At 45.4% G+C, this 25,784-nt stretch carries 23 protein-coding genes; 11 read left to right on the top strand and 12 right to left on the bottom strand.

Annotated features, from left to right (window positions below; genetic code table 11):
- The first annotated feature begins 50 nt into the window (after nucleotides 1-50).
- Nucleotides 51-1,439 (top strand): class II fumarate hydratase, encoded by a 1,389-nt coding sequence (fumC, locus tag GQS64_RS03715; protein WP_198230664.1) that lies wholly within the window; start codon nucleotides 51-53, stop codon nucleotides 1,437-1,439.
- A gap of 190 nt (nucleotides 1,440-1,629) precedes the next feature.
- On the opposite strand, the gene GQS64_RS03710 is transcribed toward fumC, so the two are convergent.
- Nucleotides 1,630-3,261 (bottom strand): alpha-D-glucose phosphate-specific phosphoglucomutase, encoded by a 1,632-nt coding sequence (locus GQS64_RS03710; RefSeq protein ID WP_198230663.1) that lies wholly within the window; start codon nucleotides 3,259-3,261, stop codon nucleotides 1,630-1,632.
- 194 nt (nucleotides 3,262-3,455) lie between these two features.
- Here GQS64_RS03710 and GQS64_RS03705 point away from each other — a divergent pair, with 194 nt between their 5' ends.
- The gene (locus GQS64_RS03705) at nucleotides 3,456-3,986 is read left to right on the top strand and encodes a peroxiredoxin (protein ID WP_075870321.1); all 531 of its coding nucleotides are present in this window, start codon (nucleotides 3,456-3,458) and stop codon (nucleotides 3,984-3,986) included.
- 70 nt (nucleotides 3,987-4,056) lie between these two features.
- A complete protein-coding gene (locus GQS64_RS03700; RefSeq protein WP_077990957.1) occupies nucleotides 4,057-4,254 on the top strand; it encodes a hypothetical protein in 198 nt (65 codons plus the stop codon).
- A gap of 261 nt (nucleotides 4,255-4,515) precedes the next feature.
- On the opposite strand, the gene hisG is transcribed toward GQS64_RS03700, so the two are convergent.
- Genes hisG through hisS form a run of 3 tightly spaced genes read right to left on the bottom strand, consistent with a single transcriptional unit; the run spans nucleotide 4,516 to nucleotide 7,868 of the window.
- On the bottom strand, nucleotides 4,516-5,217 hold the full coding sequence (gene hisG, locus GQS64_RS03695; protein WP_077990956.1) for an ATP phosphoribosyltransferase: 702 nt from the start codon (nucleotides 5,215-5,217) through the stop codon (nucleotides 4,516-4,518).
- Nucleotides 5,214-6,356, bottom strand: a complete 1,143-nt coding sequence (locus GQS64_RS03690) for an ATP phosphoribosyltransferase regulatory subunit (RefSeq protein WP_198230662.1) — start codon at nucleotides 6,354-6,356, stop codon at nucleotides 5,214-5,216. Before GQS64_RS03690 ends, hisG begins: the two co-directional genes overlap by 4 nt.
- A 21-nt stretch (nucleotides 6,357-6,377) precedes the next feature.
- On the bottom strand, nucleotides 6,378-7,868 hold the full coding sequence (gene hisS / locus GQS64_RS03685; protein WP_198230661.1) for a histidine--tRNA ligase: 1,491 nt from the start codon (nucleotides 7,866-7,868) through the stop codon (nucleotides 6,378-6,380).
- Nucleotides 7,869-8,177: 309 nt separating this feature from the next.
- Here hisS and GQS64_RS03680 point away from each other — a divergent pair, with 309 nt between their 5' ends.
- Nucleotides 8,178-8,969: a hypothetical protein gene (locus GQS64_RS03680; RefSeq protein WP_198230660.1), complete on the top strand. Its 792-nt coding sequence runs from the start codon at nucleotides 8,178-8,180 to the stop codon at nucleotides 8,967-8,969.
- Between the two features lie 53 nt (nucleotides 8,970-9,022).
- On the opposite strand, the gene GQS64_RS03675 is transcribed toward GQS64_RS03680, so the two are convergent.
- Together GQS64_RS03675 and xseA are read right to left on the bottom strand one after the other, a co-directional pair.
- On the bottom strand, nucleotides 9,023-9,595 hold the full coding sequence (locus GQS64_RS03675) for a DNA-3-methyladenine glycosylase I (protein WP_198230884.1): 573 nt from the start codon (nucleotides 9,593-9,595) through the stop codon (nucleotides 9,023-9,025).
- 20 nt (nucleotides 9,596-9,615) lie between these two features.
- Nucleotides 9,616-11,187 carry an exodeoxyribonuclease VII large subunit gene (gene xseA / locus GQS64_RS03670; RefSeq protein WP_198230659.1) on the bottom strand — a complete coding sequence of 524 codons (1,572 nt, stop codon included), beginning with the start codon at nucleotides 11,185-11,187 and terminating at the stop codon, nucleotides 9,616-9,618.
- A 147-nt stretch (nucleotides 11,188-11,334) separates the two neighbouring features.
- Between xseA and GQS64_RS03665 the strand changes: the two genes are divergently transcribed.
- The 3 genes from GQS64_RS03665 to GQS64_RS03655 all read left to right on the top strand — a co-directional run bounded on the left by GQS64_RS03665 (nucleotide 11,335) and on the right by GQS64_RS03655 (nucleotide 12,891).
- Entirely contained in the window at nucleotides 11,335-11,463 is a 129-nt protein-coding gene (locus GQS64_RS03665; RefSeq protein ID WP_255520144.1) for a hypothetical protein, read from the top strand.
- A gap of 401 nt (nucleotides 11,464-11,864) precedes the next feature.
- The gene (locus GQS64_RS03660; protein ID WP_077990951.1) at nucleotides 11,865-12,131 is read left to right on the top strand and encodes a DUF6460 domain-containing protein; all 267 of its coding nucleotides are present in this window, start codon (nucleotides 11,865-11,867) and stop codon (nucleotides 12,129-12,131) included.
- Nucleotides 12,132-12,435: 304 nt separating this feature from the next.
- Complete coding sequence (locus GQS64_RS03655; RefSeq protein ID WP_198230658.1) at nucleotides 12,436-12,891, top strand: CAP domain-containing protein; 456 nt, start codon at nucleotides 12,436-12,438, stop codon at nucleotides 12,889-12,891.
- Nucleotides 12,892-13,083: 192 nt separating this feature from the next.
- Here GQS64_RS03655 and GQS64_RS03650 read toward each other — a convergent pair whose 3' ends face one another.
- Entirely contained in the window at nucleotides 13,084-13,869 is a 786-nt protein-coding gene (locus GQS64_RS03650; RefSeq protein WP_077990947.1) for a glycosyltransferase family 25 protein, read from the bottom strand.
- Between the two features lie 55 nt (nucleotides 13,870-13,924).
- Between GQS64_RS03650 and GQS64_RS03645 the strand changes: the two genes are divergently transcribed.
- Together GQS64_RS03645 and pdeM are read left to right on the top strand one after the other, a co-directional pair.
- Nucleotides 13,925-16,441: a ligase-associated DNA damage response DEXH box helicase gene (locus GQS64_RS03645; RefSeq protein WP_198230657.1), complete on the top strand. Its 2,517-nt coding sequence runs from the start codon at nucleotides 13,925-13,927 to the stop codon at nucleotides 16,439-16,441.
- A 19-nt stretch (nucleotides 16,442-16,460) separates the two neighbouring features.
- Entirely contained in the window at nucleotides 16,461-17,153 is a 693-nt protein-coding gene (pdeM, locus tag GQS64_RS03640) for a ligase-associated DNA damage response endonuclease PdeM (RefSeq protein WP_198230883.1), read from the top strand.
- A 135-nt stretch (nucleotides 17,154-17,288) separates the two neighbouring features.
- Here the strand turns inward: pdeM and GQS64_RS03635 are convergent, their stop codons facing one another.
- The 3 genes from GQS64_RS03635 to GQS64_RS03625 all read right to left on the bottom strand — a co-directional run bounded on the left by GQS64_RS03635 (nucleotide 17,289) and on the right by GQS64_RS03625 (nucleotide 20,286).
- Entirely contained in the window at nucleotides 17,289-18,086 is a 798-nt protein-coding gene (locus GQS64_RS03635) for a TIGR02186 family protein (protein WP_198230656.1), read from the bottom strand.
- Between the two features lies 1 nt (nucleotide 18,087).
- Nucleotides 18,088-19,008: a sulfite exporter TauE/SafE family protein gene (locus GQS64_RS03630; protein ID WP_077990943.1), complete on the bottom strand. Its 921-nt coding sequence runs from the start codon at nucleotides 19,006-19,008 to the stop codon at nucleotides 18,088-18,090.
- Between the two features lie 201 nt (nucleotides 19,009-19,209).
- Nucleotides 19,210-20,286: a hypothetical protein gene (locus GQS64_RS03625; RefSeq protein WP_198230655.1), complete on the bottom strand. Its 1,077-nt coding sequence runs from the start codon at nucleotides 20,284-20,286 to the stop codon at nucleotides 19,210-19,212.
- Between the two features lie 536 nt (nucleotides 20,287-20,822).
- Here GQS64_RS03625 and GQS64_RS03620 point away from each other — a divergent pair.
- On the top strand, nucleotides 20,823-21,680 hold the full coding sequence (locus GQS64_RS03620; protein ID WP_198230654.1) for a hypothetical protein: 858 nt from the start codon (nucleotides 20,823-20,825) through the stop codon (nucleotides 21,678-21,680).
- Nucleotides 21,681-22,262: 582 nt separating this feature from the next.
- The gene (locus GQS64_RS03615; RefSeq protein ID WP_077990934.1) at nucleotides 22,263-23,243 is read left to right on the top strand and encodes an aldo/keto reductase; all 981 of its coding nucleotides are present in this window, start codon (nucleotides 22,263-22,265) and stop codon (nucleotides 23,241-23,243) included.
- Between the two features lie 428 nt (nucleotides 23,244-23,671).
- Here GQS64_RS03615 and GQS64_RS03610 read toward each other — a convergent pair whose 3' ends face one another.
- Both GQS64_RS03610 and GQS64_RS03605 read right to left on the bottom strand, forming a co-directional pair.
- Nucleotides 23,672-24,943 carry a CaiB/BaiF CoA transferase family protein gene (locus GQS64_RS03610; RefSeq protein WP_077990932.1) on the bottom strand — a complete coding sequence of 424 codons (1,272 nt, stop codon included), beginning with the start codon at nucleotides 24,941-24,943 and terminating at the stop codon, nucleotides 23,672-23,674.
- Nucleotides 24,921-25,784 (bottom strand): IclR family transcriptional regulator, encoded by an 864-nt coding sequence (locus GQS64_RS03605; RefSeq protein WP_077990930.1) that lies wholly within the window; start codon nucleotides 25,782-25,784, stop codon nucleotides 24,921-24,923. Before GQS64_RS03605 ends, GQS64_RS03610 begins: the two co-directional genes overlap by 23 nt.

The following is a 25,784-nucleotide window of genomic DNA, read 5'->3' as shown; positions in this document are numbered from 1 at the left end:
TCAAGGCTTTTCTTGGTCTATCGTCTCCTCAACCAAAGAGGAGTTTTATCATGGTAAAAACCCGTACAGAAACGGATACATTCGGTCCGATCGAGGTTCCTGCTGACCATTATTGGGGGGCGCAAACAGAGCGTTCTTTACATAATTTCAAAATCGGCGGCGAAAAGCAGCCACTGCCGCTCATTCACGCCTTGGGAATTATTAAAAAAGCGGCCGCAATGGCTAATATGAAAGCCAAAAAGCTTTCGCCGGAACTTGGGAAAGCAATTATTGCCGCAGCCGATGAAGTCATTGACGGCAAGCTTGATGACAATTTTCCACTCGTCGTTTGGCAAACCGGATCGGGTACGCAAACCAATATGAATGTCAACGAGGTCATAGCCAACCGCGCTATCGAGATGCTCGGTGGAGAAATGGGTTCCAAAAAGCCTGTTCACCCCAATGACCACGTCAATATGAGCCAATCATCAAACGACTCGTTCCCGACAGCTATCCATATTTCGGCGGCTTTGGAGACCATCAATAAGCTGTTTCCGGCGATCGACCATCTAACGATTGCGTTGAAAGATAAGGAAAAAGAATTTTCCAAAATTATCAAAATCGGTCGCACCCACACACAGGATGCCACCCCGATTACGCTGGGGCAGGAATTTTCCGGCTATCGTGCAGCACTCGAACATAACCGTAAACGTATCGAAGCCTCCTTGCAGGACGTTTTGAAACTTGCTCAGGGTGGTACGGCTGTTGGTACAGGTTTGAATGCGCCGATCGGTTTTGACAAGGATTTCGTCGAAGCAGTCACCGACATTACAGGTGCTGCATTCGAAACCGCCGATAACAAATTCGAAGCTCTGGCAAGCCATGGTGCAATTACCAATTTCCACGGCAGTCTCAATGCTTTGGCAACCGATCTTTTCAAGATTGCCAACGATATTCGTCTTTTGGGCTCCGGCCCACGCTGCGGGCTTGGTGAATTGAGCTTGCCGGAAAACGAGCCCGGTTCTTCGATTATGCCAGGCAAAGTCAACCCGACACAATGCGAAGCGATGACAATGGTTGCCTGTCAGGTATTTGGCAATGAAACAACGATTACCGTTGCCGCAAGTCAGGGACATTTCGAGCTCAATGTCTATAAACCGGTTATCGCATTCAATGTTTTGCAATCAATCAAAATTTTGTCGGAATGCATGGTTTCTTTCGCAGATCACTGTGTAAAAGGTATCAAAGCCAATGAAGCACGCATTCATGATCTTCTTGAGAAATCCTTGATGCTGGTCACTGCACTTGCACCGGCAATCGGTTATGACAAGGCCGCAAAGATTGCCAAAACTGCCCATAAGAATGGCACGACACTGCGCGAAGAAGCTTTAAAGGCCGGTGTGTCCGAGGAAGATTATAATCGTCTGGTTAAGCCGGAAGACATGATTCATCCGAAATGACATGAAACATGACGAAGTTGATAGCTTCGTCCGGTTTTCTTGAATAGCATTCAAAAAGCCCTGTAAAATCTACAGGGCTTTTTTTCGGAGTTGATATGCGTTCAATAAAATTGCAGATGGCAATTAAAAAACATCTCAAAAAGCAATAAGCGGCAGGAAAGGCTTTTCCTTTGCACTTTGCCTGTTACTTTCAGGTAATAACGCTTGGTGCATCACGACCGAGCTTTTTCTTCAAATCGACAAGCTCGTCGGCTGCAACAATCAATGCCGCAAGTGCTTCTTGCGGGTCGTCATCCTGTTTCAAAGGATCGGCAACATAATGTTCCATATAAACGCGGACAGTCGCACCGGCTGTTCCGGTCCCTGACAAGCGATAGACAATACGACCGCCACCTTCAAAGAAAATGCGAATGCCCTGATGCTCGCTGACCGAGCCATCAATCGGATCGTGGTATGAAAAATCGTCAGCCTTGGCAATCGTCAACCCTGCAACATCGGTTCCGGCAAGCTTCCCAAGACGTGAGCGCAAATCCTCTATAAGAGCTTTTGCGGCTGTCTGGTCGACTTCCTCATAATCATGACGGGTGTAATAGGAGCGACCGAATAGTTGCCAATGTTGCTCGACAATTTCGCTTACACTTTTACCGGTTGCCGCAAGCAGATTGAGCCAGAACAATATTGCCCACAAACCGTCTTTTTCACGCACATGATTGGAACCGGTACCGAAGCTTTCCTCGCCGCAAAATGTTACTTTTCCGGCATCCAGCAAATTGCCGAAAAATTTCCAGCCTGTCGGTGTTTCGTAAATATTGAGACCAAGTTTTTTGGCCACATAATCGGCTGCGGCACTTGTCGGCATAGAGCGTGCAATACCGGCAATACCATTGCGATAGCCCTTAACGAGCTTTGCATTGGCCGCGAGAATGGCAAGAGAATCGGAAGGAGTGACAAACCGTTTCCACCCCACAATCATATTGCGGTCGCCATCGCCATCGGATGCAGCGCCAAGATCAGGCCCGTCTTCCGACATCATCAATTCATAAAGATCATGGGCATGGACGAGATTGGGGTCAGGGTGGCGCCCGCCGAAATCGGGAAGCGGTGTACCGTTCACAACTGTTCCCTTTTTCATGCCGAGACGTTTCTCGAAGATTTCATGGGCATATGGACCGGTCACAGCATTCAATGCATCGAAGCGGAATGTCAAACCACCGGCAATGGCTTTGCGGATGAGGTCGAAATCGAACAATTCTTCCATCAGATTTGCGTAATCGACAACCGGATCAATAACTTCGACAACCATCGAGCCGATTTGCGTTTTTCCCAACTTCGCAATATCGATATCGCCACAATCTTCTATTTTATACGAGGTGATATTTTTCGATGATTCAAAAATGGCTTTTGTTACTTTTTCCGGTGCAGGACCGCCATTGGAAATATTGTATTTGATACCGAAATCACCGGATGGCCCGCCCGGATTATGGCTTGCCGACAAAATAATGCCGCCGAATGCCTTATATTTTCGGATAAGATGGGAAGCGGCCGGCGTCGACAAAATACCGTTCAATCCGACTTTGATATGGCCAACTTTATTGGCCGCAGCCATTTTTAGAATTTTCTGGATGACTTCTTTATTAAAAAATCGCCCGTCGCCTCCGAGAATAAAGAGTTTTCCGGAAACATCACCAACGCTATTGAAAATAGACTGGATGAAGTTTTCCACGTAATTCGGCTTTTGGAAAACTTTTACCTTCTTCCGCAATCCTGAAGTTCCGGGATTTTGATCGTCAAAGGCAGTCGTAGAAATTGTCTGAATCGCCATATCCATCACCATATGTTCTTTGATGCGATCAATTTAAAGCGATTAATCGAAAATATCGAGTGTAAAATTATCAATCTTCCGGAGGTGCGCTTGCAAGTTAACGACTGATCTCTTACCTTTCTTATGTGAATTCCGGCTCACACTGTCTGTCTTTTCGGGCAGACTGAAGGATATAAAAATACAGGAGCAAATTAATGATCGGACAAAAAGTTCCAAATGTGACATTTCATACGCGTGTTCGTGATGAATCGATCGGGGGTTCAAACCCTTTCCGTTGGCAGGATGTCAACACTGACGAATATTTCAAGGGCAAGCGCGTTGTATTGTTCTCCTTGCCGGGCGCATTCACCCCTACATGCTCGACTTACCAGTTGCCGGATTTTGAAAAACTTTATCCGGAATTTAAAAAACTGGGCATTGATGAAGTCTATTGCCTTGCCGTCAATGACGCTTTTGTCATGAACGCCTGGGGCAGACATAATAAATTGCAACACATCAAGCTCATTCCTGATGGCAATGGCGAATTCACCCGTAAAATGGGTATGCTTGTCAACAAATCCAATTTGGGTTTCGGCATGCGTTCTTGGCGTTATGCGGCTGTTGTCAATGATGGCGTTGTCGAAAAATGGTTCGAGGAAAAAGGCTTTTCAGATAATTGCGAAACCGATCCTTATGGTGAATCCTCTCCGCAGAACATTTTGAAAGTTCTCAAAGGCGAGAAATAATTTCAATCAAAGCTCCTGCGTTTCTGCGCAGGAGCTTTTTATATATTTTTGATATATTAAAGAGGTCTATATGGGTATTTCGTTCAATCTTGATGCACAGACATTGTCGGCACTACAAAACTTCTTGCGTGACAATCATAAAATAAAAAGTGAGGCAGAAGCAGTAGAGCTTTTTCTTAAAAAATCGCTTCAAGACTTGGGATATTTGGGAAGAGAACCGGGTGCAGGCACAAGTCCCGACCGTTTGAATTCCAGCAATGATGACTAAAATTAATGGCTGATCGGTCAGATCCTGCTTGTTCTGAAAAACGCCGTATAAGATCGCGTTTTTTTATCTTGCTGATTGCAGCAATCATTCTTGTGATACTGCTTATTATTATGACATTTGCGTTTTTTGACCTCACGGGAATTGAGGCTCTTAACGCTATTGTCTGATTGAACGTTATTATTTGATTGAACGCTATTGTCTGATTGAACGTTATTGTTTGATTTTAAAAACTGAAAATGGCTTTATTCTCTTTTTCGGCTTTTAGATTTTTTTATCTACAACATGGCGCAATTTTTCAATAATTGCCTGAACTTCCTTTTTTTCACGGCTTCTTAATGCCGAAACAAGTGACGCTTGTGATTTGAGAATGACACCGTCATCCAATATTTTGAGCCTGTTTGCTCTTAACGTTTCACCGGTCGATGTTATATCGACAATCATGTCAGCTGAACCGGCCGCCGGAGCACCTTCGGTCGCACCCAGGCTTTCGACAATGCGATAGACTTGTATTCCATGTTTTTGCGAAAAGAATTGTTGTGTCAAACGCCAGAATTTTGTCGCAATACGAAGTCGCCTTCCGTGCCGTTGGCGAAATTCCGCAGCAACATCATCAAGATCGGCCATAGTTACAACATCATGCCAAACAGCAGGAACAGCCACCACCACATCGGCAAAACCGAAACGGAGCGGAACCTCAACTTTGACTTTTGTTTCGGGATGAGCAAGCGTTTCGTTTATCAAATCCTGTCCCGTGACGCCAAGATCAACATTCCCGTAGCCAAGTTCACGAGCAATCTCGGAAGCCGATAAAAAAAGAATATCGATATTTTTATCGTTGGCGACTGTTGCCCGATAATTACGTTCGTTATCGGCAAGCGCGATCTGATAACCGGCGTCTTTCAAAGTTTCCAGTGTTTTATCTTTAAGACGGCCTTTGGAGGGAAGCGCGAGTGTAACTGTCATAATGATTTCCCTTCCCTGCTTTCAACTCCAATTCCGTTGGCTTCGCCATTCGCAAGTCTGTCGAGCCAGACCGAAAAACCGACCGCCGGTATGGGTCTGTCGGCTCCCAACATTGTCATTAACCGGTTGTAGCGACCGCCACCGATCATGACATCACTGTCACGGCGGATTTCAAAAACAAATCCGGTGTAATAGTCAAGCGGACGGCCAAAAGCTGCATCATATTGCAAGCTTTCAAGAGCAATCCCCCTGTTTGAAAAAGCGCGATTTCGTGCTTTGAACGGCATCAGAAAATGGTCGCTTACCAGTTCGTGTTTTTTCCCGAACTCGAAAAGAGCCTCTTCGGCTTCATCAAGAGCCAAGCGGATAGACAGAAATTCTTCCAAAGCTTCCAATACCGGTTTGGTCAGCTTCACCGACGATAAAAGCTGTTTTTCCAAAAGGCGTCTGGCAATTTCTGTCGGGCTGCGTCCGGCAGATGGCGAAATGCCCGCGTCAAGCATTTCCCCTTCAATATAATTGGTCAAAGCTGCCTCATCCTGAGCCTCGACAAGCTTCATAAGATCAGCAGGCAAGCTTTGTTCGCTTTTCGGCTCGGCCAGAATATGCAAAAGATCACGCAATTGTCTGGCGTTTCCGAAACTGCGCAGCAGCCTTTTTTGCCATGTCGGAACAATACCGAGTTCCTGAAGAACCGAGGCAAAAACATTCTGGTCGCCCAACAAGACTGTATATGCGGGATTTCCGGATATATGTTTCAATAGAGACAAGGCATCATAGAGACAGCGTGAATCGGCTGTTGCTTCATCAACATCGCCCAAATCTTCTATGCCTGCCTGATAAAAACTGTTTTCGCCGGAACGGCTTTGTCTGAATACTTCGCCAATATAGGCATAACGGCGCGGCGTTGTCGCACCTGTTTTAATATGTTTTATACAAACCGGAATCGTAAATTCCGGACGCAAGCACAAACTGTCGCCATTTTCATTTTCCGTCATAAAAATGCGGCGGCGTAAATCCTCTCCCGCCATATCCAGAAAAGGTTCGGACGGTTGTAAAATAGGAATTGATACCGTCTGCAAATTATTATTTGCAAAAAACTCTTCAATTGTTTTCGTTTTTATTTCGGGTTCGGTCATATCTTTCCCGCTTGACACTATCTATTTCCGATCTTGCGCGGCGAGAATTTCTTTAACCGCGTCGACCATTTTATTTTCGTCTACTGTAATTTGTGCGGGACGGCTTTCACGCCACGTTTTATTATCTTCAATTTCAGCCGACAATCTTGCACCTTCAACAAGATCCTTGATCTGCACCTGATTTTCAGCCCGTTCTTGCGAACCTTGAATAATAACACAAGGGGCATGACGGCGATCGGCATATTTCATTTGCGCTTTCATGCCCGAACCACCAACATAAAGTTCGGAACGAATACCGGCATTACGAAGCCGGGCAACCATATTCTGATAGCGTTCAAGCGATGTCCGGTCTTTATCCATCACCAAAACAACAACCGGTCCTGTTTTTTCATCAAGATCAAGTTTGCCAAGGTTTTTCAAGGCTGTCATCAATCTCGAAACACCGATTGAAAAACCGGTTGCCGGAACCGGTTCGCTGCGAAAACGCGATACCAACCCGTCATATCGCCCGCCACCGCCGACCGAACCGAAAACAACTTTTTGTCCGTCTTCATTGACAACATCGAATAACAATTCGACCTCGAAAACCGGTCCTGTATAATATTCAAGCCCGCGAACAACAGACGGGTCAATTTTGATCCGTTTTTCATAGCCCGCTGCCGTAAAAAGTGCCAGCATATCCTGTAGTTCATCAACGCCTTCTTTGCCGCGGCTGCTTCCTTCAACCACCTTTGCAAGATTGGCAAGGGTTGCCTCACCATTGTCAGCACCGGCATTGATAAAAGAAAGAACCTTGGCAATCGCTTCATCCGAAAGCTCGGCTCCCTTGGTGAAATCGCCACTCTCATCCAGACGGCCTTTACCGAGGAGCAGCTTCACGCCCTCAGAGCCGAACTTGTCCAGCTTGTCGATGGCACGAAGAACAGTCAGTCTTTTTTCCGCATTGTTTTCGCCTTGAAGGCCGATCAGCTCCAACACTCCATCAAGGATTTTGCGGTTATTCACCCGAACGACATAATCGCCGCGCTCTATACCAAGCCGTTCCATCGTATCGGCAGCCATCATGCAAATTTCGGCATCAGCCGCAACAGTCGGCGTTCCTACAGTATCCGCATCAAATTGCATGAATTGGCGGAAACGTCCCGGCCCCGGCTTCTCGTTACGGAAGACCCAGCCAACACGATAACTGCGATAAGGCTTTGGCAGACTTTCAAAATTTTCGGCAAAATAACGTGCAAGTGGCGCCGTCAGATCGTATCGCAATGACATCCATTGTTCGTCATCATCCTGAATAGAAAAAACACCGGCATTCGGACGATCCTGATCGGGCAGGAATTTTCCCAGCGCATCAGTATATTCAAAAATCGGTGTTTCAACCGCTTCAAACCCGTAAAGTTCATAGACGCTACGAATAACCGACATCATCTTTTCTGCTGCGTCGAGTTCCGCGCTCGTGCGATCAACAAACCCGCGAGGAACGCGTGCTATCGTTTTTACCTGTCTGTCTGCCATTTTATTCCTGCCAATAAAACTGTTCTGCAATTGAAAGGGTGTTGGTTTGTAACTCATCGTGAACCAAGCGGCAAGGCATGCATTCCATGCCCGCTAAAGTTTATTGGTAAAATCACAATTGAATATCCGCTTTTGCCCTTCCGTCATTCCCAATCTGTTATGTCCATTCGCGTTTAAGTGGCTAATGACCACGCTTTATCCACATCTTCTTCAGCTATAATCCGGCTTGATCGCGGTAACCCATTTTATTTCCAACGATATACTGTTACCCAGTGTATCCGGTTAAACGGAAAGCTTCGGGTAGAGAAAATGCCGCATTATCGGACTTTGTTATTGGTTTTTTTGTGTATTTTTTGTGCCGATTGCACGAACTCCAAAAAAAATGACATTAATAGCGATGAAGCTGTTAATTTCTTCCAGAATACGATTTCCCAAAAAGGTGCGGCCATTGCTGTCAGAGTCGTTTATGAAGGCCGGTTTTGCCAAAGCACAACAATACGCTTGCGGCAAATCGTTGGTGACAGGCTTGACCAGAAAAATTATACAAATGTTTATTCCGGTAGAGATAATTATACAATTGCCGGTTTATCCGACAAAGCGATTTCGCAAACCAAATGGATTCTTGGCAAATCGGATAAATGGTTCCTCGGTAAAGTAACCTTTGAGACGATTTCGGAAAAGCTCACCAATAAAACAATTGCGACAGCATTTTCTCCAATTGCTCCAGGCGATTATATATTGACCGGCCTTGAATGTAATATCGACGCAAATGCTCGTGTCTCGATGGGCGAAAACGGGCACGATACCTTTTTCAGCGATTTATTCTCCCGTGAGAAGTTACCTGTGGCCGGTGCAAATTTTATCCATATCGACAAAAACGAACTTGTTGATGCCGGTATTCTCGACATAAGACATCAATCCAGCCACAGTTTTCTGTTCGGCTCCAACACAGGAACGGCAGAAGGAAGCCTGACATCTGCCCGTTTTCAGGATTACTTGAATAGTCATTTTGCAGATCTTGCCAAAAAAATAAAATTCACCCGTTTTGAAGTCGAAAAAAGTCTGACTTCAGCACCACAGGAAAATGGGGAGAAAAAATAAGTCCGCTTTACCAAGAAAATTTGGTGTTTCCAAACAGCCGAGAAAAGCGGCTTTCAGCGACAAAAACAACCTTCGATATGGTCGTTGACAATGCCGATTGATTGCATGAAAGCATAACAGGTTGTGGGGCCAACAAAGCTCCACCCGCGTTTTTTCAAATCTTTTGAAAGGCGGATTGAAGCCGGCGTTATCGGATTTAATTTAAGCGTTGCATAATCGACATGTTTGAACCGTTCGGATTCGGGCGGCTGAAAAGACCAGAAATAATCGGCGAGATTTCCCTTTTCTTCAACAAGTTTACGAGCGCATTTGGCATTGTTCACTACCGACCGGATTTTTCCGATATGGCGGATAATACCCGGATTTTTCGCTAGTTCATCTATTTTCTCTTCGTCATAAAAAGCGATTTTGTTAAAATCGAACCCATCGAATGAATTGCGAAAATTTTCCCGTTTTCTCAATATTGTCAACCATGACAAACCGGCCTGAAATCCTTCCAGACAAATTTTCTCGAACAAATGATTGTCATCGTAAACAGGCTTGCCCCATTCATGATCGTGATAGGCTAAATAAAGCGCGTCCTTGCCCGCCCATGCGCAACGGATTTTCCCGTCAGCACCAAGCATTAGCCCTTCTGCCAGAGCTTTCAAAAGAGATCCCCCTGATTGTCATCGTCAATCGGATGGCGTTTTTGTTTTTTTGCCGGCTGGTGAGTTTTGTGAACCGTTGTTGCGTCAATCGTGTCGTCAGAAAATCTGATTTTCAAAAACCCGTTTTCAGGAACTTCTCGCGCGTTTTTGACAAGCTTTCCTTCTGTATCGAGAACCAGCGCAAAACCGCGTTCAAGTGTCTTTTCATAAGAAACCGAGTTTAATAGCCGCGACGCCATGTCAACTTTCTGGCGTTGTTTTTCAACAATGAGAATATAAGCATTTTGAAGGCGCATGAAATAAAACAAACCGGCTTCTTTGGCTTTATCCATAATGGTTTCGGCAAGTCGCGGGTTGAAACTCCTCGTCACCGATAGGAGCTTTTGTCTTTTTCCTATTGTTAATGCAATAAATGCCTGTTCAAGTCGCAAGGCCATATGGCTTATCTTTTGGCGATTCTGATTGATAAGATTGGTAACCAGATGCGGTGAAAGCCCGCGCGCCAACAGGTTGAAATCCTGTCTTTTCTTTTCGGAATTTACTGTCAGAGACCGTTCCAGCCTGCTTGCAGCCTCATCAAAACGGCGGCGCGGCAGTGCGAGCAACTGGTCGACAGAAGGAAGTGCACGCACTGCGCTATAAAGTTTTTGCTTGCGAAAATCGAATTGGCGGGAAATTCCCCCCAATAATCTCGCATAAAGAGAAGCAACGCTTGCCTCCAATTCCGCTTTGACGGGAACTGCCATTTCCGCGGCACCGGTCGGCGTTGGTGCACGCACATCTGCCGCATAATCCACCAATGTCCAATCAGTCTCGTGGCCGACAGCGGAAATTACCGGAATGAGTGAAGAGGCAACAGCCCTTACAACGATTTCATCATTAAAGCCCCATAAGTCTTCAAGACTGCCACCACCGCGCGCAACAATGATAAGATCGGGCTTCGGGATTGGCCCGCCTTCTTCCAAAGCATTAAAGCCTGAAACTGCGGCTGCAACCTCGGCCCCACACGTCTCTCCCTGAACACGCACCGGCCAAACAACAATATGAAGGGGAAAGCGGTCGGAAATGCGATGGATAATATCGCGAATAACAGCACCTGTCGGCGAAGTGACAACACCTATTACCTTGGGCATAAAGGGCAATAATTGTTTATTGGCTTCGTCGAATAGTCCTTCGGCGGCAAGTTTCTTTTTTCTTGCTTCCAGAAGCGCCATCAATGCGCCGACACCCGCCGGTTCAAGGCTATCAATGACAATCTGATATTTGGACGATCCGGGATAGGTCGTGAGTTTACCGGTAGCAATCACTTCCATTCCTTCTTCGGGAAGGAATTTGAGTTTGCCCATTACGCCACGCCAGATAACAGCTTCAAGGCGCGCTTTATCATCTTTCAAAGCAAAATAAGCGTGACCGGATGCGTGCGGCCCTCTATATCCCGAAATTTCACCGCGAACCCGAACATGGCCGAATTGATCCTCTACCGTACGCTTCAACGCGCCCGATATTTCGGAAACCGTATATTCTACCGCATTGGTTGCAGCACTGTTTTCAGAGAAAAAATCACTCATATGCCCACATTATATCAATTGTTGCGGTTAATCCACTAGACATAAATGCCGCCGACTTCAAGCTGTTTAAAAACCGCCACCATACGATTTAACCGGAACAATTATGTGTCTATTTCGTTTCATTCAAATCAGCTTCGGGAGTAAAAAATGGGAAAATTACCTGTAGATCATGAACGGGCAAGTGACGTTGCAAAGGAAGTGACACCACCTTTGAAAGGCGGAAAGCTTGAAAAGCAGGTGAAAAAAGAAAAATCGACAAAAAACAACAAGCGTTAAAAAACTTCTGTAAAGAGGCCGCATCGTGTTTGTCAGACAAAAACAGCAATGGTACGGAAAGTATCATTGCTTCTATGTTCGTATTCGCGACTGGCGTTCTTGTTAAAGCCCATTCTGCTGCTTTGCGCTTCATCCTGCTTTTTTTCAGCCGAGAAAGCAGTTTTGCTGAATAAAGCATACGCCCCGATCTTTCCATCAAGTTATGGAATGGCCTTGAAAGACTATTTAAGGCGATCGTCTCATCCAATTTGGAAGAAAGAGATATTGACGAGAGCCGGATTTGGAAAATTTGCTAATTCGACACTGGCTGTTATTGTTTGGAGGCTGAAAATGATGGAGATTGAACTTTAAACCGTCGAGACCTATTTAAGGTTTTATTCTGCACCTTTGAGGGATAGTCAATGTCAAAGCCGCTCAATTCATTTCTTGGAGATACACCTGGACGCGTCGTTATCAAACTACTCGTCTTTTCAATTCTGGTCGGCATTGTGATGACGCTTCTCGGCTGGACACCAATGGATGTTGTCTGGAAAATCAGCCATTTCTTCACCTCGTTATGGTCAATGGGTTTTGAAGCATTTGAAAAGCTCTTTAATGTTCTGATCGTCGGCGCTGCAATTGTTGTTCCGATATTTATTATCATGCGTATTTTAAGTTGGATCAAATAGGTTTTGCTTTCCCTTTTCCATTGAAAAATGCAAGCACGCTATTGTTGGGCGAAATGTCGTGGCAAACACGGTGAAACGCTGTTTTTCCGGAATGGTGGTCGATAATAAATACACTTGAAAAACAAAAGCCTTAAAAAATTTTGACGTTGCCAAAGAATATTCATAAACATCTGTTAATAAATTCAGCCGGCTCATAATTTTCGGTGCATTGGAATGGCAGGGCGTTTGCGACCTATTGTTTTTCACGGCATCGGACTTTAAAACCCCCGTTGTTGATGAGCCTATTTAATAATCAGGTGATATTGTGCTGACACGTAGAAATTTTTTTGTTCTTTCCGGTGCTTTCATGATTGGCACAGCAGGAGGAATTCCGGCTTTTGCCGACGGTGAAGATCCGACAAGTCTCATCAACGCTTTGCGAGCCCAAAACGATCGTGGCCCTCTCGCACCTGATAGCCAATTGGAAAAAATGGCTCAGGATCAGGCCAATCTTATGGCTTATGCTCAAAAGGTTGCCCACACAATCAGTTCGGGTAATGATTTTGTCACACGTTTGCGTAAATTCGGCATTCATGGGGCAGCAGGAGAAAATCTGTGTGCCGGACGTTCAACGGTTTCGGCTGCCTATAATGTGTGGATGAATTCCCCCGGCCACAGAAGCAATATGCTTTATCCGTCTTTTCATTATTATGGTCTGGCAAAGGCCACATCACCGAAGCGCCCCAATTATATTTATTGGGCAATGGAATTCAAACGTTGAAATCGGTGTCGAGACAGAAAAATCAACAGTCGATATAGCCCGATCGGGATAATGCATCATTGCTTTTCATGCTTTTCCGATTGCGTGAATGCATAAGCTTTTACATGTCCCCTCAGGCAATGCGAAATTGAACTTCGCAACAATTCAAAAATAGCAATTTTACCGTTCAATCCTGTCTGATGGGCGAAAAACTCAAGGTTTGAATTTGACCCGTTTCCATTTTTCTCGCGTAAAAAGGTTGATAGACATGCCCCAAAGGCCGGTTTTTGCGCGCGAAAAAAACCGTTTTAGCTCGCGCCTGAAAGTTTTTGATGCGCGTCGGCTTTGTTTGTTGACTATGGCAATTTGTGTACGATCAACGGAAAGAGTACTTTCCAAACCGGCTTGCCGCACAATTGCCGGATCAAGTTGCCACATTTCAAATTTTTCAAATACGTGACATTTCGGGTTGAAAAGAAAATGGTCGAACGGAAATGTTATTTGTACCATCATTGCGTCTAGTCGTTTTGCTGCCGGTTTTGAAATTATATAGCCCGCAGCCATGATATGCCGACTTTTCAATGGCGCAACGCTATAACCGTTTTTCACGGCTATCGACTTTCCCAGCCAGACCTTTTTACCATGAGTTTCAATCTTGACAACATCTGCAGTTTCGGGAATCCAATCGTCATTCTTCAAAAACTCGGCGGCGTCTTCCGACAAAATAACATCATCTTCAAAAATGGCTGCAAAATCGTCTTCTCCTGCTGCCACTTTTTCGATTGCCAATTTATGACTTAAAAAGCAGGCAATTTCCCCACGTGTAAACGGATCCGGCCATAGCTGGTGTTGCCTGACATTGGCAACGAATTTTTCATCAAGATGAAGCCCGTCTATTGCCGGAATACGTGAAAAATCAAGATTCAACTTCCTAAAAATTTTATCAAGGCGGTCCAATCGGTCTGGTGAACGATCAAGATTGATCACATATAGCTTCATAATGATTCTTAACCGGTAACTTGGCGAATTTAATCGCGCATATTAAATAGATTTTATGTATCACGATCAATGCAATTCACTTCTGCAAGATGAAAATTCTCTTTTACCTGACCGTTTTAACAACTGGTTTCAGAAAAAAGGATGGAATCTGCGCCCCCATCAGGCCGAACTTTTAAAACGCTCGAAAAGTGGACAATCAACTCTGCTTATTGCTCCGACAGGTGCTGGTAAAACTCTTGCCGGTTTTTTACCTTCCATGGTTGATCTTTCAAATGTTGAACACCATCATCTTCATACCCGTCATCTTCATACACTATATATTTCACCCCTCAAAGCTTTGGCTCAGGATATTGAACGCAATTTAAAAATACCCGTTCAGGAAATGGGGCTTGATATTGCGATCGAAACCCGTACCGGTGATACGCCCCAACATAAAAGACAAAGACAGAAATATATTCCACCTGATATATTGTTGACAACACCTGAGCAAGTGTCGCTGCTTTTATCGTCGCACGAGGCCGAAAAATTTTTCGGCTCTCTTGATACTGTCATTTTTGACGAACTTCATTCGCTTGTCACGTCCAAGCGTGGACAATTGCTTTCTCTTGCACTTGCCCGTTTAAGAACATTGCGACCGGATTTGAAAACAATCGGCCTTTCGGCCACCGTTTCCGATCCTGATTCTTTACGGCGTTGGCTGGTGAGCCAGAAACAAAAATCGGCAATGGCCGGTCTTGTTACCGTTGAAGGCGGCGCAAAACCTGAAATCAGAATTTTACAAACCGAAGAACATATTCCCTGGGCGGGACATTCTGCCCGTTATGCGGTCAAAGACATCCTCGACCTCATCAAAGCGGCGCATACGACATTGATTTTCGTTAATACACGTTCGCAAGCCGAAATGTTGTTTCAGGAATTGTGGCGCATGAATGAAGACAGTTTGCCTATTGCACTTCATCATGGTTCGCTCGATGTCGGGCAACGCCGCAAGGTGGAAGAAGCAATGGCTTTGAACAAGCTTCGCGCGGTCGTTGCCACTTCGACACTTGATCTCGGCATAGATTGGGGTGACATTGATCTGGTCATTCATGTCGGCGCACCAAAAGGCGCAAGCAGACTTGCCCAGCGTATCGGTCGCGCCAACCACCGCATGGACGAGCCGAGTAAAGCGGTGCTTGTTCCGGCAAACTGTTTTGAAGTTCTCGAATGTCAGGCTGCACTTGACGCAAATTATATCGGCGCACAGGATAGCCCGCATTTAAGTGAAGGGGCAATCGACGTTCTTGCCCAACATATTCTCGGTATGGCTTGCGCCGGACCTTTCAATGCCGACGAGCTTTATCAGGAAGTCAAAACCGCAGAACCCTATTCATCGCTCAAAAGAAAAACATTTGATGAAACATTGAATTTCGTTGCAACAGGTGGATATGCTCTTAAAGCTTACGAGCAATATGCAAAAATAAGACTTACAAAAGACGGCCGCTGGCGCGTTTCCAATCCCGGAATTGCCCGGCAATACCGGCTCAATATGGGAACCATTGTCGAAGCAGCCGAACTCAATGTCAGGCTTGTCAAAGCGGGCAATAGTACTGCAATGCGCGGTGGCAGAATGCTGGGACGCATCGAGGAAAGTTTTCTCGAAAGTCTGACGAAAGGCGATACATTCATTTTTGCCGGTCACGTTCTTTGTTTTGAAGCTATTCGCGAAAATGAATGTTACGTAAGCTTGTCGAAAAAACCGGAAGCACGCGTTCCAAGCTATATGGGGGGGCGTTTTCCACTTTCGACTTATCTTGCGGACAGATTGCGAAAAATGCTGGCAAACCCGAAAGAATGGCATGTTTTGCCTGAACAGGTTCAAAAATGGTTAAGCCAACAAAAAATCTCGTCCATTCTGCCCGATACCAATCAATTATTGATTGAAACATTCAATGAGAAAAACCGGTCTTTTCTGGTTGCCTATCCATTCGAGGGGCGGCTTGCCCATCAGACACTCGGAATGTTGTTGACACGCAGGCTCGAACGCGCCGGTTTGAAGCCTGTAGGGTTTGTCGCTACCGATTATTCGATCGGCCTTTGGACACTTGACGACATTGGCGAGGCGATAAAAGCCGGAAACCTTTCATTAAAAGAACTCTTTTCCGAAGACATGTTGGGCGATGATCTGGAAGCATGGCTCGATGAAAGCTATCTGCTCAAACGGTCTTTCCGTAATTGCGCAATGATTGCCGGTTTGATTAACCGGCGTCATCCGGGGCAGGAAAAGACGGGACGGCAAGTGACTGTCTCCACCGACCTTATTTTTGACGTTTTAAGAACGCATGAACCAAATCATATCCTGCTTCAGGCGACACGTCAGGAAGCGGCGCGTGGACTTTTAGACATCAAAAGGCTTGGCGATATGTTGAAACGGATAAAAAATCACATTATCCATCGGCCAATCGACAGGATGTCGCCACTTGCGCTACCGGTTATGCTTGAAATAGGAAAAGAAATGATTCCGGGAAGCGCGGAAGACAATATTTTAATGGAAGCAGCAGAAGAACTCATCCATACTGTTCTTGAAAACTGAAACAGGCTTGTTGGTGAATATGACAACCGGACTTGATCGTTTTACAGTCAAAGTCAATGATGCCCGAATTACTTGTGATTGTAGTGGCGCAGCCTATTGGCACGCCGAAAAACTGTTGGTCGTTGCCGATCTTCACCTTGAAAAATCATCATGTTTTGCCCGTCATGGCCAATTATTGCCACCCTATGACAGCGAACGCACCCTCAAACGTTTGAAAACCGTGGTCGAAAAATATCAACCACAAACAATTATCGCCTTGGGCGACAGCTTCCATGATAATCAGGCGTCTCTACAACTTTCTGAAACAAACCGGCAATTGCTTGAAGACATCATTACTCATCATGAGATGATCTGGATTGCCGGAAATCACGATGATGAAAAAACGGAATTTACCGGTCAATGGACACATGAAATCCGGATAGGCTCGTTATTGTTCCGTCATGAACCGCTTGCCGGAACACAGAAAGGGGAAATCGCCGGTCACCTTCACCCCGCTCTTCGCATTTCCCGCCGGGGAATGTCGGTTAGACGATTTTGTTTTGCAAGCGACGGGAACCGGATGATTTTACCGGCATTCGGTGCCTATGCCGGCGGGCTTGATCTGTCACACAAGGCTTTTTACAATATTTTTGATAAATCGGCGTTGATTGCCTGTCTCTTAGGCAAGAACACCATTTATCCCATTCAAAAACGATCTTTCTTTTCGCAATAATTCCTTCTTGTGTATTCTCATTGATAGAAGCTAAACGATCGTTTTTTCGCTATGAAATAATCGTTACAGTCATAAATAAAACGGCAGGGGCACACTGTTTCATCAAAAAATTGCGACACCATCTTGACCGAACAATCAATCTTTGCGGAAAATCAACCGCCCGAGAATGCCGGTAAACATTGCTACAAAGACGGCGACAAAACCGTAATAAATGCTGTTATCCTGAGCAAAACGGTAAATTGCATAGGCTGTGTGGGCTTTGACAATTTCAAGCTCTGTTGACACTGTTTCTACGAATTCGCCATCACGGAAAAGATAAGCGTGAATTGTATGATGACCGACAGGGATATTGGCTGGCAATTTGAAATTCGCTGAAAAAAGCGAAGCCGAGCCGAACGTAACGGCCCCGATATTTTCACTGTAGAGATGTTGATCGCGTTTGATTTTGATAAGTTCCTCGCGGAATAATTTGAGTTTATCCGCGTCGTCGGTTTCTGCGCGCAGCGGAACATATTCAAGCCCCAACCCCAGTCTTTTATAATTGATCGGGCTGGTAATATCCCTGATTTCACGTGTGGTTGCCATTTCATAGGATTGTGGAACCGCTACAAATGTCAGTGCATCCGTATTCACCCATACACCCAGCTTACGCTTTTTCTCGCGCATCACCATCGGCCGTATCGGACCTTCCATAACAACGATAATATCATAACGCCCCTGACGTCTCAGTTGAGGATCGGCGTTTTCGAGAACACCCGCAATATAGACGTTGCGACCGGCAAAATTGGTATCCAGTGTAATTTCATTGGTTGTCACAATGATCTGTATATTTTCTTTCGGTGCGGCAGATGTTGTAGCTGTATCCCCATAGGCGGTTTCACATGTCAGAAAGACTGCCAGATAAACCATTATTGCGGTTAAAACTGTTTTCATTTTACCCGCCGATAAAGCTTAGCGAAAAGAGATCGTCGGGACGAACAAAAAGCTCGAATGCAAGACGGGCGCAAACCAGTAAGACCAGAATGGCAAGCAGCATGCGCAACTGTTCGGCTTTGAGCTTTCTACCTATCCTTGTTCCATAAGTTGCACCGATAACGCCGCCAACCATCAATAGAAATGCCAGCACAATATCAACCGATTGGTTGGTTATACTTTGTAGAATTGTTGTGAACGCTGTCACAAAAGTAATCTGGAAAAGCGATGTGCCGACAACGACATTGGTCGGAACGCGCAACATGTAAATGAGTGCGGGAACCATAATAAAGCCGCCGCCAACCCCCATGACCGAAGAAAGTAGGCCGATAACAAGTCCGATGCCGAGAACCGGAATAATGCTGACATAGATTTTCGATGCGCGAAACCGCATTTTCAAAGGCAAACGCTGTGCCAAACTATGGTGGCCGGGGCGGTGAACAACAACCACCTTTCCCTTCCTTGCATTGACGATTGCCCGCCAGCTTTCAATGGCCATAAGGCTGCCAACGCCGCCCAAAAGAACCACGTAAAGCAATGAAATGATAAGATCGAGCTGACCAAGTTTACGCAGAAAAGTAAATAATTCGACACCGAGGCAGGATCCCAATATGCCACCGACTACAAGAAAAATGCCGAGTTTAATGTCGAGTGTCCCGCGCTTGAAATGTGTAAGCGCACCGGTAACAGATGAAGCAATTACCTGATTTGCCCCCGTACCTACAGCTATTGCCGGTGGCACATTATAAAAAATAAGGAGTGGCGTAATCAGAAACCCGCCGCCGACACCGAACATTCCCGAAAGAAAACCGACAACCCCTCCCATGCCGATGAGGATCAACATATTGAGCGACATTTCTGCTATCGGTAAATAAATACTCACATCTCTCACCTAACGGGAAAACGGTCCTTTGTTTTGCCAAATTCTGCTGTTTGTTTTGTCTCTCAAGGTTGATACCAGAAAAGCCGCAATAAGTGTTAAAATATATATCTTATAACTTGAACACCGATTGTTACTTCCGCCAGCTTATTAGATATATCAAAAATTCGACAATTCATGTCGTAAAACTGTTTTTAAAGCCAATCAATGTAGCCATGAAATAATCGACGCATTGTCGATCATATCGAAATGGCCGTTCAAACCATAAGCCAATGCCGCCATCAACAAAAGCGCACTCACACGTGTGATTGTCCTTTTTGTTTTGTTATCTCCATTCCCTGCGCGCGTTGCTTTATCTTTTTTCCGTCCGGTGTTGACTATCCGCCCGCATCCGGTCGTTTCTGCATCGCATTTTTGAAGGTCTTTTTTCGGCGTGCTATCACCAATTTCGCATTTTTTTATTCCGACTTCATCTTCACGCTCGCACTTATCAAGCTCTACAGATGTTTTATTCAGCTCCGGAATTTGTTCTGGCGTTTTTTTTTCAGCCAATAAGCGAATAACCGGCTTGTCGAAAGATTTCTTCACATCATGATGATTTTGTCCGCGATCCGTTGCGGGCAATGGTTGCGGGCTTATATTCGACAGAAGCTCGTCGTCTAAATGCTTCCTCTTGTCTTCGTGCGAACAATTTGTTGGTGACTTGTCATGGGCGTCAAGTGTTGCCTGAAGGTTTGTAATTTGCCGCTGGAGTGAAACTAGTTGAACAGAAAACCGTGACGCAGCAACGGCTTCGCGCAATTGGCGCGATATTTCCTGATTGGTTTTCCGGCTCTCTTCTGCCAAACTTTTTGTTTGCCCGGCCAGTTCCTGTTTTAACCGCGAGTGCACTTCACCGGCAATGTCGTTCAACAATGCCTGTTTGTCTTTCTCTGCGGTCTGTTCAAGTTCCCGTTTGTTTGCCTCAAGCAATTGCTCGATTCTGGCAAGATGGCGAACGAGTTCATACTGTCCGGTTTTTCTTGCCTCATATTCTTTAAGCAAAGCGCGTGCTATATCGTCGAGATAAGCCTTTACATCATCGTTATTTTTTTTCGGAAAAGGCATAACATTTTCCAACTTGACCGGCGCTTTCGTTTTCATTTGTTCGTGAACCGACCGCAACCGTGCGGCAATATCCGAAAGTGTGATCTGTTGGCGCTGTATTTCTTGTGGTTGATGTCGCGCAAATTGCTTTTCACCCGCTTCATTGGAAATAAGCGATAAACGATTCATATTCATTGCACGGCCTTTTACTCAAAACGCGATAGACTAAAACATCTCGGGCTTTAAGCGCTTGATCCCTTAAACCCTTGTTATTCATAGCTCAAGTTTGGTAAATTTAGCCTTAACTGAAATTGCAATCATGATTTCGGCGATCAACGGTTTGTTTTCCGCTTTGAATGCACCGCGGATGCTTTATCAACAAGTGAGCGACACGCAATTTTATTTCGCACAAAGAAGGGAAAATTTTATATTTCACTTGAAAAACACGTTTACATAATTTCTTCTTTTATCGTGATAGCCAATGTGGCAAACGAAACTTGAAGCAAATTGCAAATTCAACCCGTTATAGCAAGATTATGGAACGATGAATGCCCGAACCAATCGAGGAATATCAAACCGGTGCTGAAATAGTGTCGCAAACTTTCGATAATTGTTTTGTCAAAAAAGCGCTCGAAAACCGCTAATATCAAGGCATTATGTAACGATATATCCGGATTGGTCGTTTGAAAAACAAGATAACAATCCGGAAAAAACATCGGGAGGAGAAAAATTTGAAAGATTTTACCGATTGGGTCGGAAAAACGGAAACGATTGAAGATGTTCTCGACTATGTTCTGGTGGCACGTATGGCCGCTACACTGGGAACAAAGCTTCCTGAAAGAACAGATCCTCTACCACTTTTATGGCACTGGATGTATTTTCAACCAACGCTTTCCTTTCATTCATTAGGTGAAGACGGGCATCCCTCGCGCGGCGAGTTCCTGCCGCCTGCCGAAAACTTCAACCGGATGTGGGCCGGCGGGAGGCTGAAATTTTTCCGCCCCCTTATCATCGGAGAACCGGCAAAACGCATATCGACCATTCGGCAGATTAACGAAAAGCAAGGTAGAAGCGGAAAGTTGCTCTTTGTCACTGTCGAACATAAACATATTCAAAATGATGAAACAGCGCTTCTGGAAGAACAGGATATTGTCTATCGCGAACCGACAAAATTCGTGAATATAAAATCGGATCCTTGTCCTAGCGGACAATGGTCAGAAACGCATGAAGCCGATAGTGTCACTTTGTTCCGCTATTCGGCAGTGACTTTCAATGGCCATCGCATCCATTATGATTATCCTTACGTGACCGGTAAAGAAGGCTATCCTGCTTTGCTGGTACAAGGCCAGTTACTTGCCACTCTAGCACTTCAGGCTTTCAAAAATGCAAATCCGGATGCAGGAATATCAAGTTTTTCCTTCCGTAGCCGAAGACCAATTTTTTGTCCGGAAAAATTTATAACGGCCGGTCAAATCGTCGGCTCCGGCAAAGCCGAACTTTGGGTGGGCAATGAAAATGGCGTCGCGCAATCAAGCTTTGTAGAATTCACCCCCGATAACAAGAGCGTACCAACAAAGAAAATATCTTAAGCAAGATGCAATTTTGAAGCTTCGGGTAAACCGGTCGCTGTCAGCTTGTCTTTCCGCTCTGTGCTGTTTTATGGTGATGGACGAGCCGGAAGATTTTTAATGTTTTTGTTTCTATTGCAACAAAGAGTTTTGAAATTCACATCCCGACATTTCCTCTTTGCCGCCTAGTTCTTTGTTGCCCGCCTTATCATCAAATATATGAATGACATTCATGATAACATGCGAGTTTTCCTGTCTAAACAGCAGAACCGGTTATGTTATGTTGTTTATCGATAGCAATGAGATTTCGTTGGCAAGGTGTGGTTACATTGTTTTGTATCTACCGGCTTGGCAAATTGTGCGGCGTTAAATTTAACGGAACATTTTGACGAAAGACAAAGCGGGTTCAGCCAACGGGATGATTTGCCGAATATGAAAACAGTCAAGAACAAATGTTCGGAAAACGGCGTTCACGCATAAACCGGATTGATAAGAAATATTCCGGAAAATGAACGTCTTGCTAAAATGACCGGCTTGTTAAAATGACCGGCTTGAAAAATCGCGATGAAGTTTCGCAGCATTTGTTCAAATGAGGAAAACAAAATGAAATATACCCATCTTGGTCGCACAGGTCTGAAAGTCAGCCGTTTGGCATTGGGGGCGATGAATTTCGGCTATCTGACGGATGAAAAAGAAGCATGTCATATTATGGATGCTGCCGTTGATAATGGAATTAATCTCTTTGACACAGCCGATATTTATGGAACGCGCCAATATCCTGAAATACCGAAGGGCAGCGGAATTTCGGAAGAATTTATCGGCAACTGGATCAAAAACAGCGGTAAACGTGACCGGATTGTTCTTGCGACCAAGCTTTATCAGCCTATGGATTATGGTGTAAATGACAGACATCTTTCCGCCTACCATATAAGGCGTGCTTGTGAAGCAAGTCTCAAACGGCTTAAAACCGATCATATCGACCTTTATCAAATGCACCATATCGACCGCGGGACACCGTGGGATGAAATTTGGGAAGCAATGGAGGTTCTCATCACACAAGGAAAGATTTCCTATGTCGGTTCGTCGAATTTCGCCGGCTGGCACATTGCAACAGCCCAAGGCAAAGCTGTCGAACGGCATATGCTCGGCCTTGTCAGCGAACAGGACATCTATAATCTGAGAAATCGCGCTATTGAAACCGAAGTCATTCCTGCCTGCCGCTATCATGGTCTGGGATTGATTTTGTGGAGTCCGCTTGACGGCGGATTACTTGCAGGAGCACTTGACAAATTCGAGAGTGGCCGTCGCGCCGATCTTGAAAATGTTGTTGCTGAACACCACGATCAACTCGTTGCCTATGAAGCGTTATGCAAAGAATTGAATGAAAAACCGGCAGATGTTGCGCTTGCCTGGTGCCTCAATAATCCCGTTGTCAGCGCTCCGATTATCGGGCCGAGAACAAAAGCCCAATTGGAAGCAAATTTGCGAGCTGTTGATATTTCTTTGTCAAAGGAAACACTGGATAGGCTCGACAAAATTTGGCCGGGCCCTAAAGGCGAAGCGCCCGAAGCTTATGCATGGTAAAGCGACAAAAAGAATTGAATATTCAAAATCATAGAATGAACCGAACAAGTCCGGTTTTCGGGATGCTAACCGGCCATTCACGACAATCTACAATCTCCGTCCACAATCTCTGGCCATAATCTCCGGCCACAATCTCCGGTTTTTAGAGGCGAATTTCGTTAATAGCCCCCATAAATTGCAGGATTTACACTTTGCGGATTGCGGGAGGCACTCTTTGTCGATAGCGGGAGGCTAACATTGTCGATAGCAGGAGGAACACTTTGTCAAATCCTACAAAGCATTTGGTCGCCCGTTGATTGATTTTTATGGTTTTCTGCCTGCTATCGCTTAATTTTATGATTTTTATATGAATAATCACAAAAAAGCACAGTACCCTATATCGGATGCTGTGCTTTTGATTGTCAAACCATGAACCAATTTTTCAAAATTCAATTCAAATGATGCCGGTGCATGAATTCATTGACCTCTTCATCGGCGAAACCGAGCACATCTTTAAGAATTTCGATATTGTGTTCGCCAAGCATTGGCGGGCGACGTTGCAGAGGCGAACGCTGACCATGAAAACGGTAAGGCGGGTTAAGGACTTTGGCCTTTCCTGCAATCGGATGGTCAACCTCGCACACCATTTGATTTTCTTGTGCGCGTTTTGAAGTCATCGCCGCATAAAGCCCGTCCACTTCGCCACAGGGAATATCGACCTCGTTCATGCGACGGATCAACTCGGCGCGCGGAAACTTTTTTACTTCCTCCTTGAAAATCGGGCCAATAATATTCCTGTTTTTTATTCTGTCCAGATTGGTCTTGAAACGCGGGTCTTCCATAATATCCGGCCGGTCAATGACTTTGGTGCAGAAAGCCGTAAATTGCCTGAAGTTACCGACAGCTATAACAACCGGACCATCTGCCGCTTCATAAACACCATAAGGCATAATCGAGGGGTGATTGTTACCCCATTTTAGCGGATCTTTGCCATTGGCCAAGGCTTCCAGCCCATAATAGGCGGTGAGCTGGACGGCTGTATTGTAAAGCGATATTTCGACATGGCTGCCGCGCCCCGTCCGCTCCCGCTCATATAATGCGGCAAGGATTGCTTGTGCGCTATATAATCCGGTAAACAAATCGACCACCGCAACACCGAATTTTAAAGGTGGTTGGCCGAGATCGCCGTTCATACCCATGAGCCCCGTTTCGCCTTGTAAAACGATGTCATATCCCAGACGTTCTTTTTCCGAACTATGGCGGTCATAGCCGGAAATCGAACAATAAATAAGCCGCGGGTTTATCTTCGACAATTGTTCGTAACCGATACCGAGTTTTTCCGCTCCGCCATATTTGAAATTTTGAATGAACACGTCGGCATTTTTGACGAGCTTCAATACAATATCGAGATCTTTTTTATCGGTATAATCAAGACCGATAGAACGTTTATTGCGATTCATCGAATAAAAATAGGTTGTATCGCGTTCGCCGATGCGCACCCCCCAATCGCGTGTATCATCGCCACGTTCGGGATGTTCTATCTTGATAACATCAGCTCCCATATCTCCCAGACATTGCGCAGACAAAGGACCGGCAAGAACGCGTGAAGCATCAACCACTTTCACTCCCGCCAATGGTTCACCAGGTATCGCTTTTCTGTTTTCCGGTGCTGCATTGCTGTCGTGCTGAACCTCGTTCCTAGTGTCTAACTTTCCTGTCATAATTTCCTCCTTCTATCGTCTGGCTGTTTTTCAACAACTGAACGATTCCCAATAATTTCTTTTTCACCTCTCCGAGCAGTAGTTCTCTCCCCACCATTTTAGCAGGTCCCGCCACATTAATAGACATAACAGGCAATCCCTCACCCGGATTAAAACCTGCCGCTATTGCATTGACATCCTGTTGCCAGTCTTGAAAAGAGGTGCAGCAACCCGTGGTTTCATGTTCATGGATTGCTTTTTTGATTCCGTCATATATTTCGGGCCACTCGATTTCGTCGCGTCGGCGAATGTCATAAAAAATCGCTTCGCGGTCACGTTCGCTGCTGGCTGCAAGTAGAGCACGCCCCATTGCACTATTGATAATGGAAATACGCGTTCCCAAACGCGTAGGCAAAACCGAACCATCCGCCGGTGTACAATATTCAAGGTAAAGTGCACTTCGGTGATCGGCTATACCAAGCCCGACCGAAGCTTTGCTCATATCGGACAATTCCTGCATGTAAGGTTTGGCAATGGACCTTATAGTAAGGCTTGAAAGCATTGTCGTACCAAGCGTGATGACAGCCGCTCCCAACCGGTATTTTCCCTTGCTTTCAACATAATAAAGATAGCCCAGACGCATCAGCGTGTAGGTTAGTCTTGAAACGGTGGAACGTGGCAGATTGCAGCGTTCGGAAATATCGTTGTTAGAAAGCAGAATGTCCCCGTGGCGAAAACAGGCAAGCACTTTCAGCCCGCGCCCGAGGGCGGTCACAAAATGGCGTTCGGTATTCCTGTCGACCTTGTTGCTGTCGGTCAACGGAATATCATTGGATGGAATAGGTGTTCTTTTACGCGCCAT

This window comes from Bartonella sp. P0282, from assembly GCF_048452985.1.
Classification (GTDB): Bacteria; Pseudomonadota; Alphaproteobacteria; order Rhizobiales; family Rhizobiaceae; genus Bartonella; species Bartonella choladocola.
Note: the sequence above shows the minus strand (reverse complement) of the source record. Positions and strands in the feature narration are given on the sequence as shown.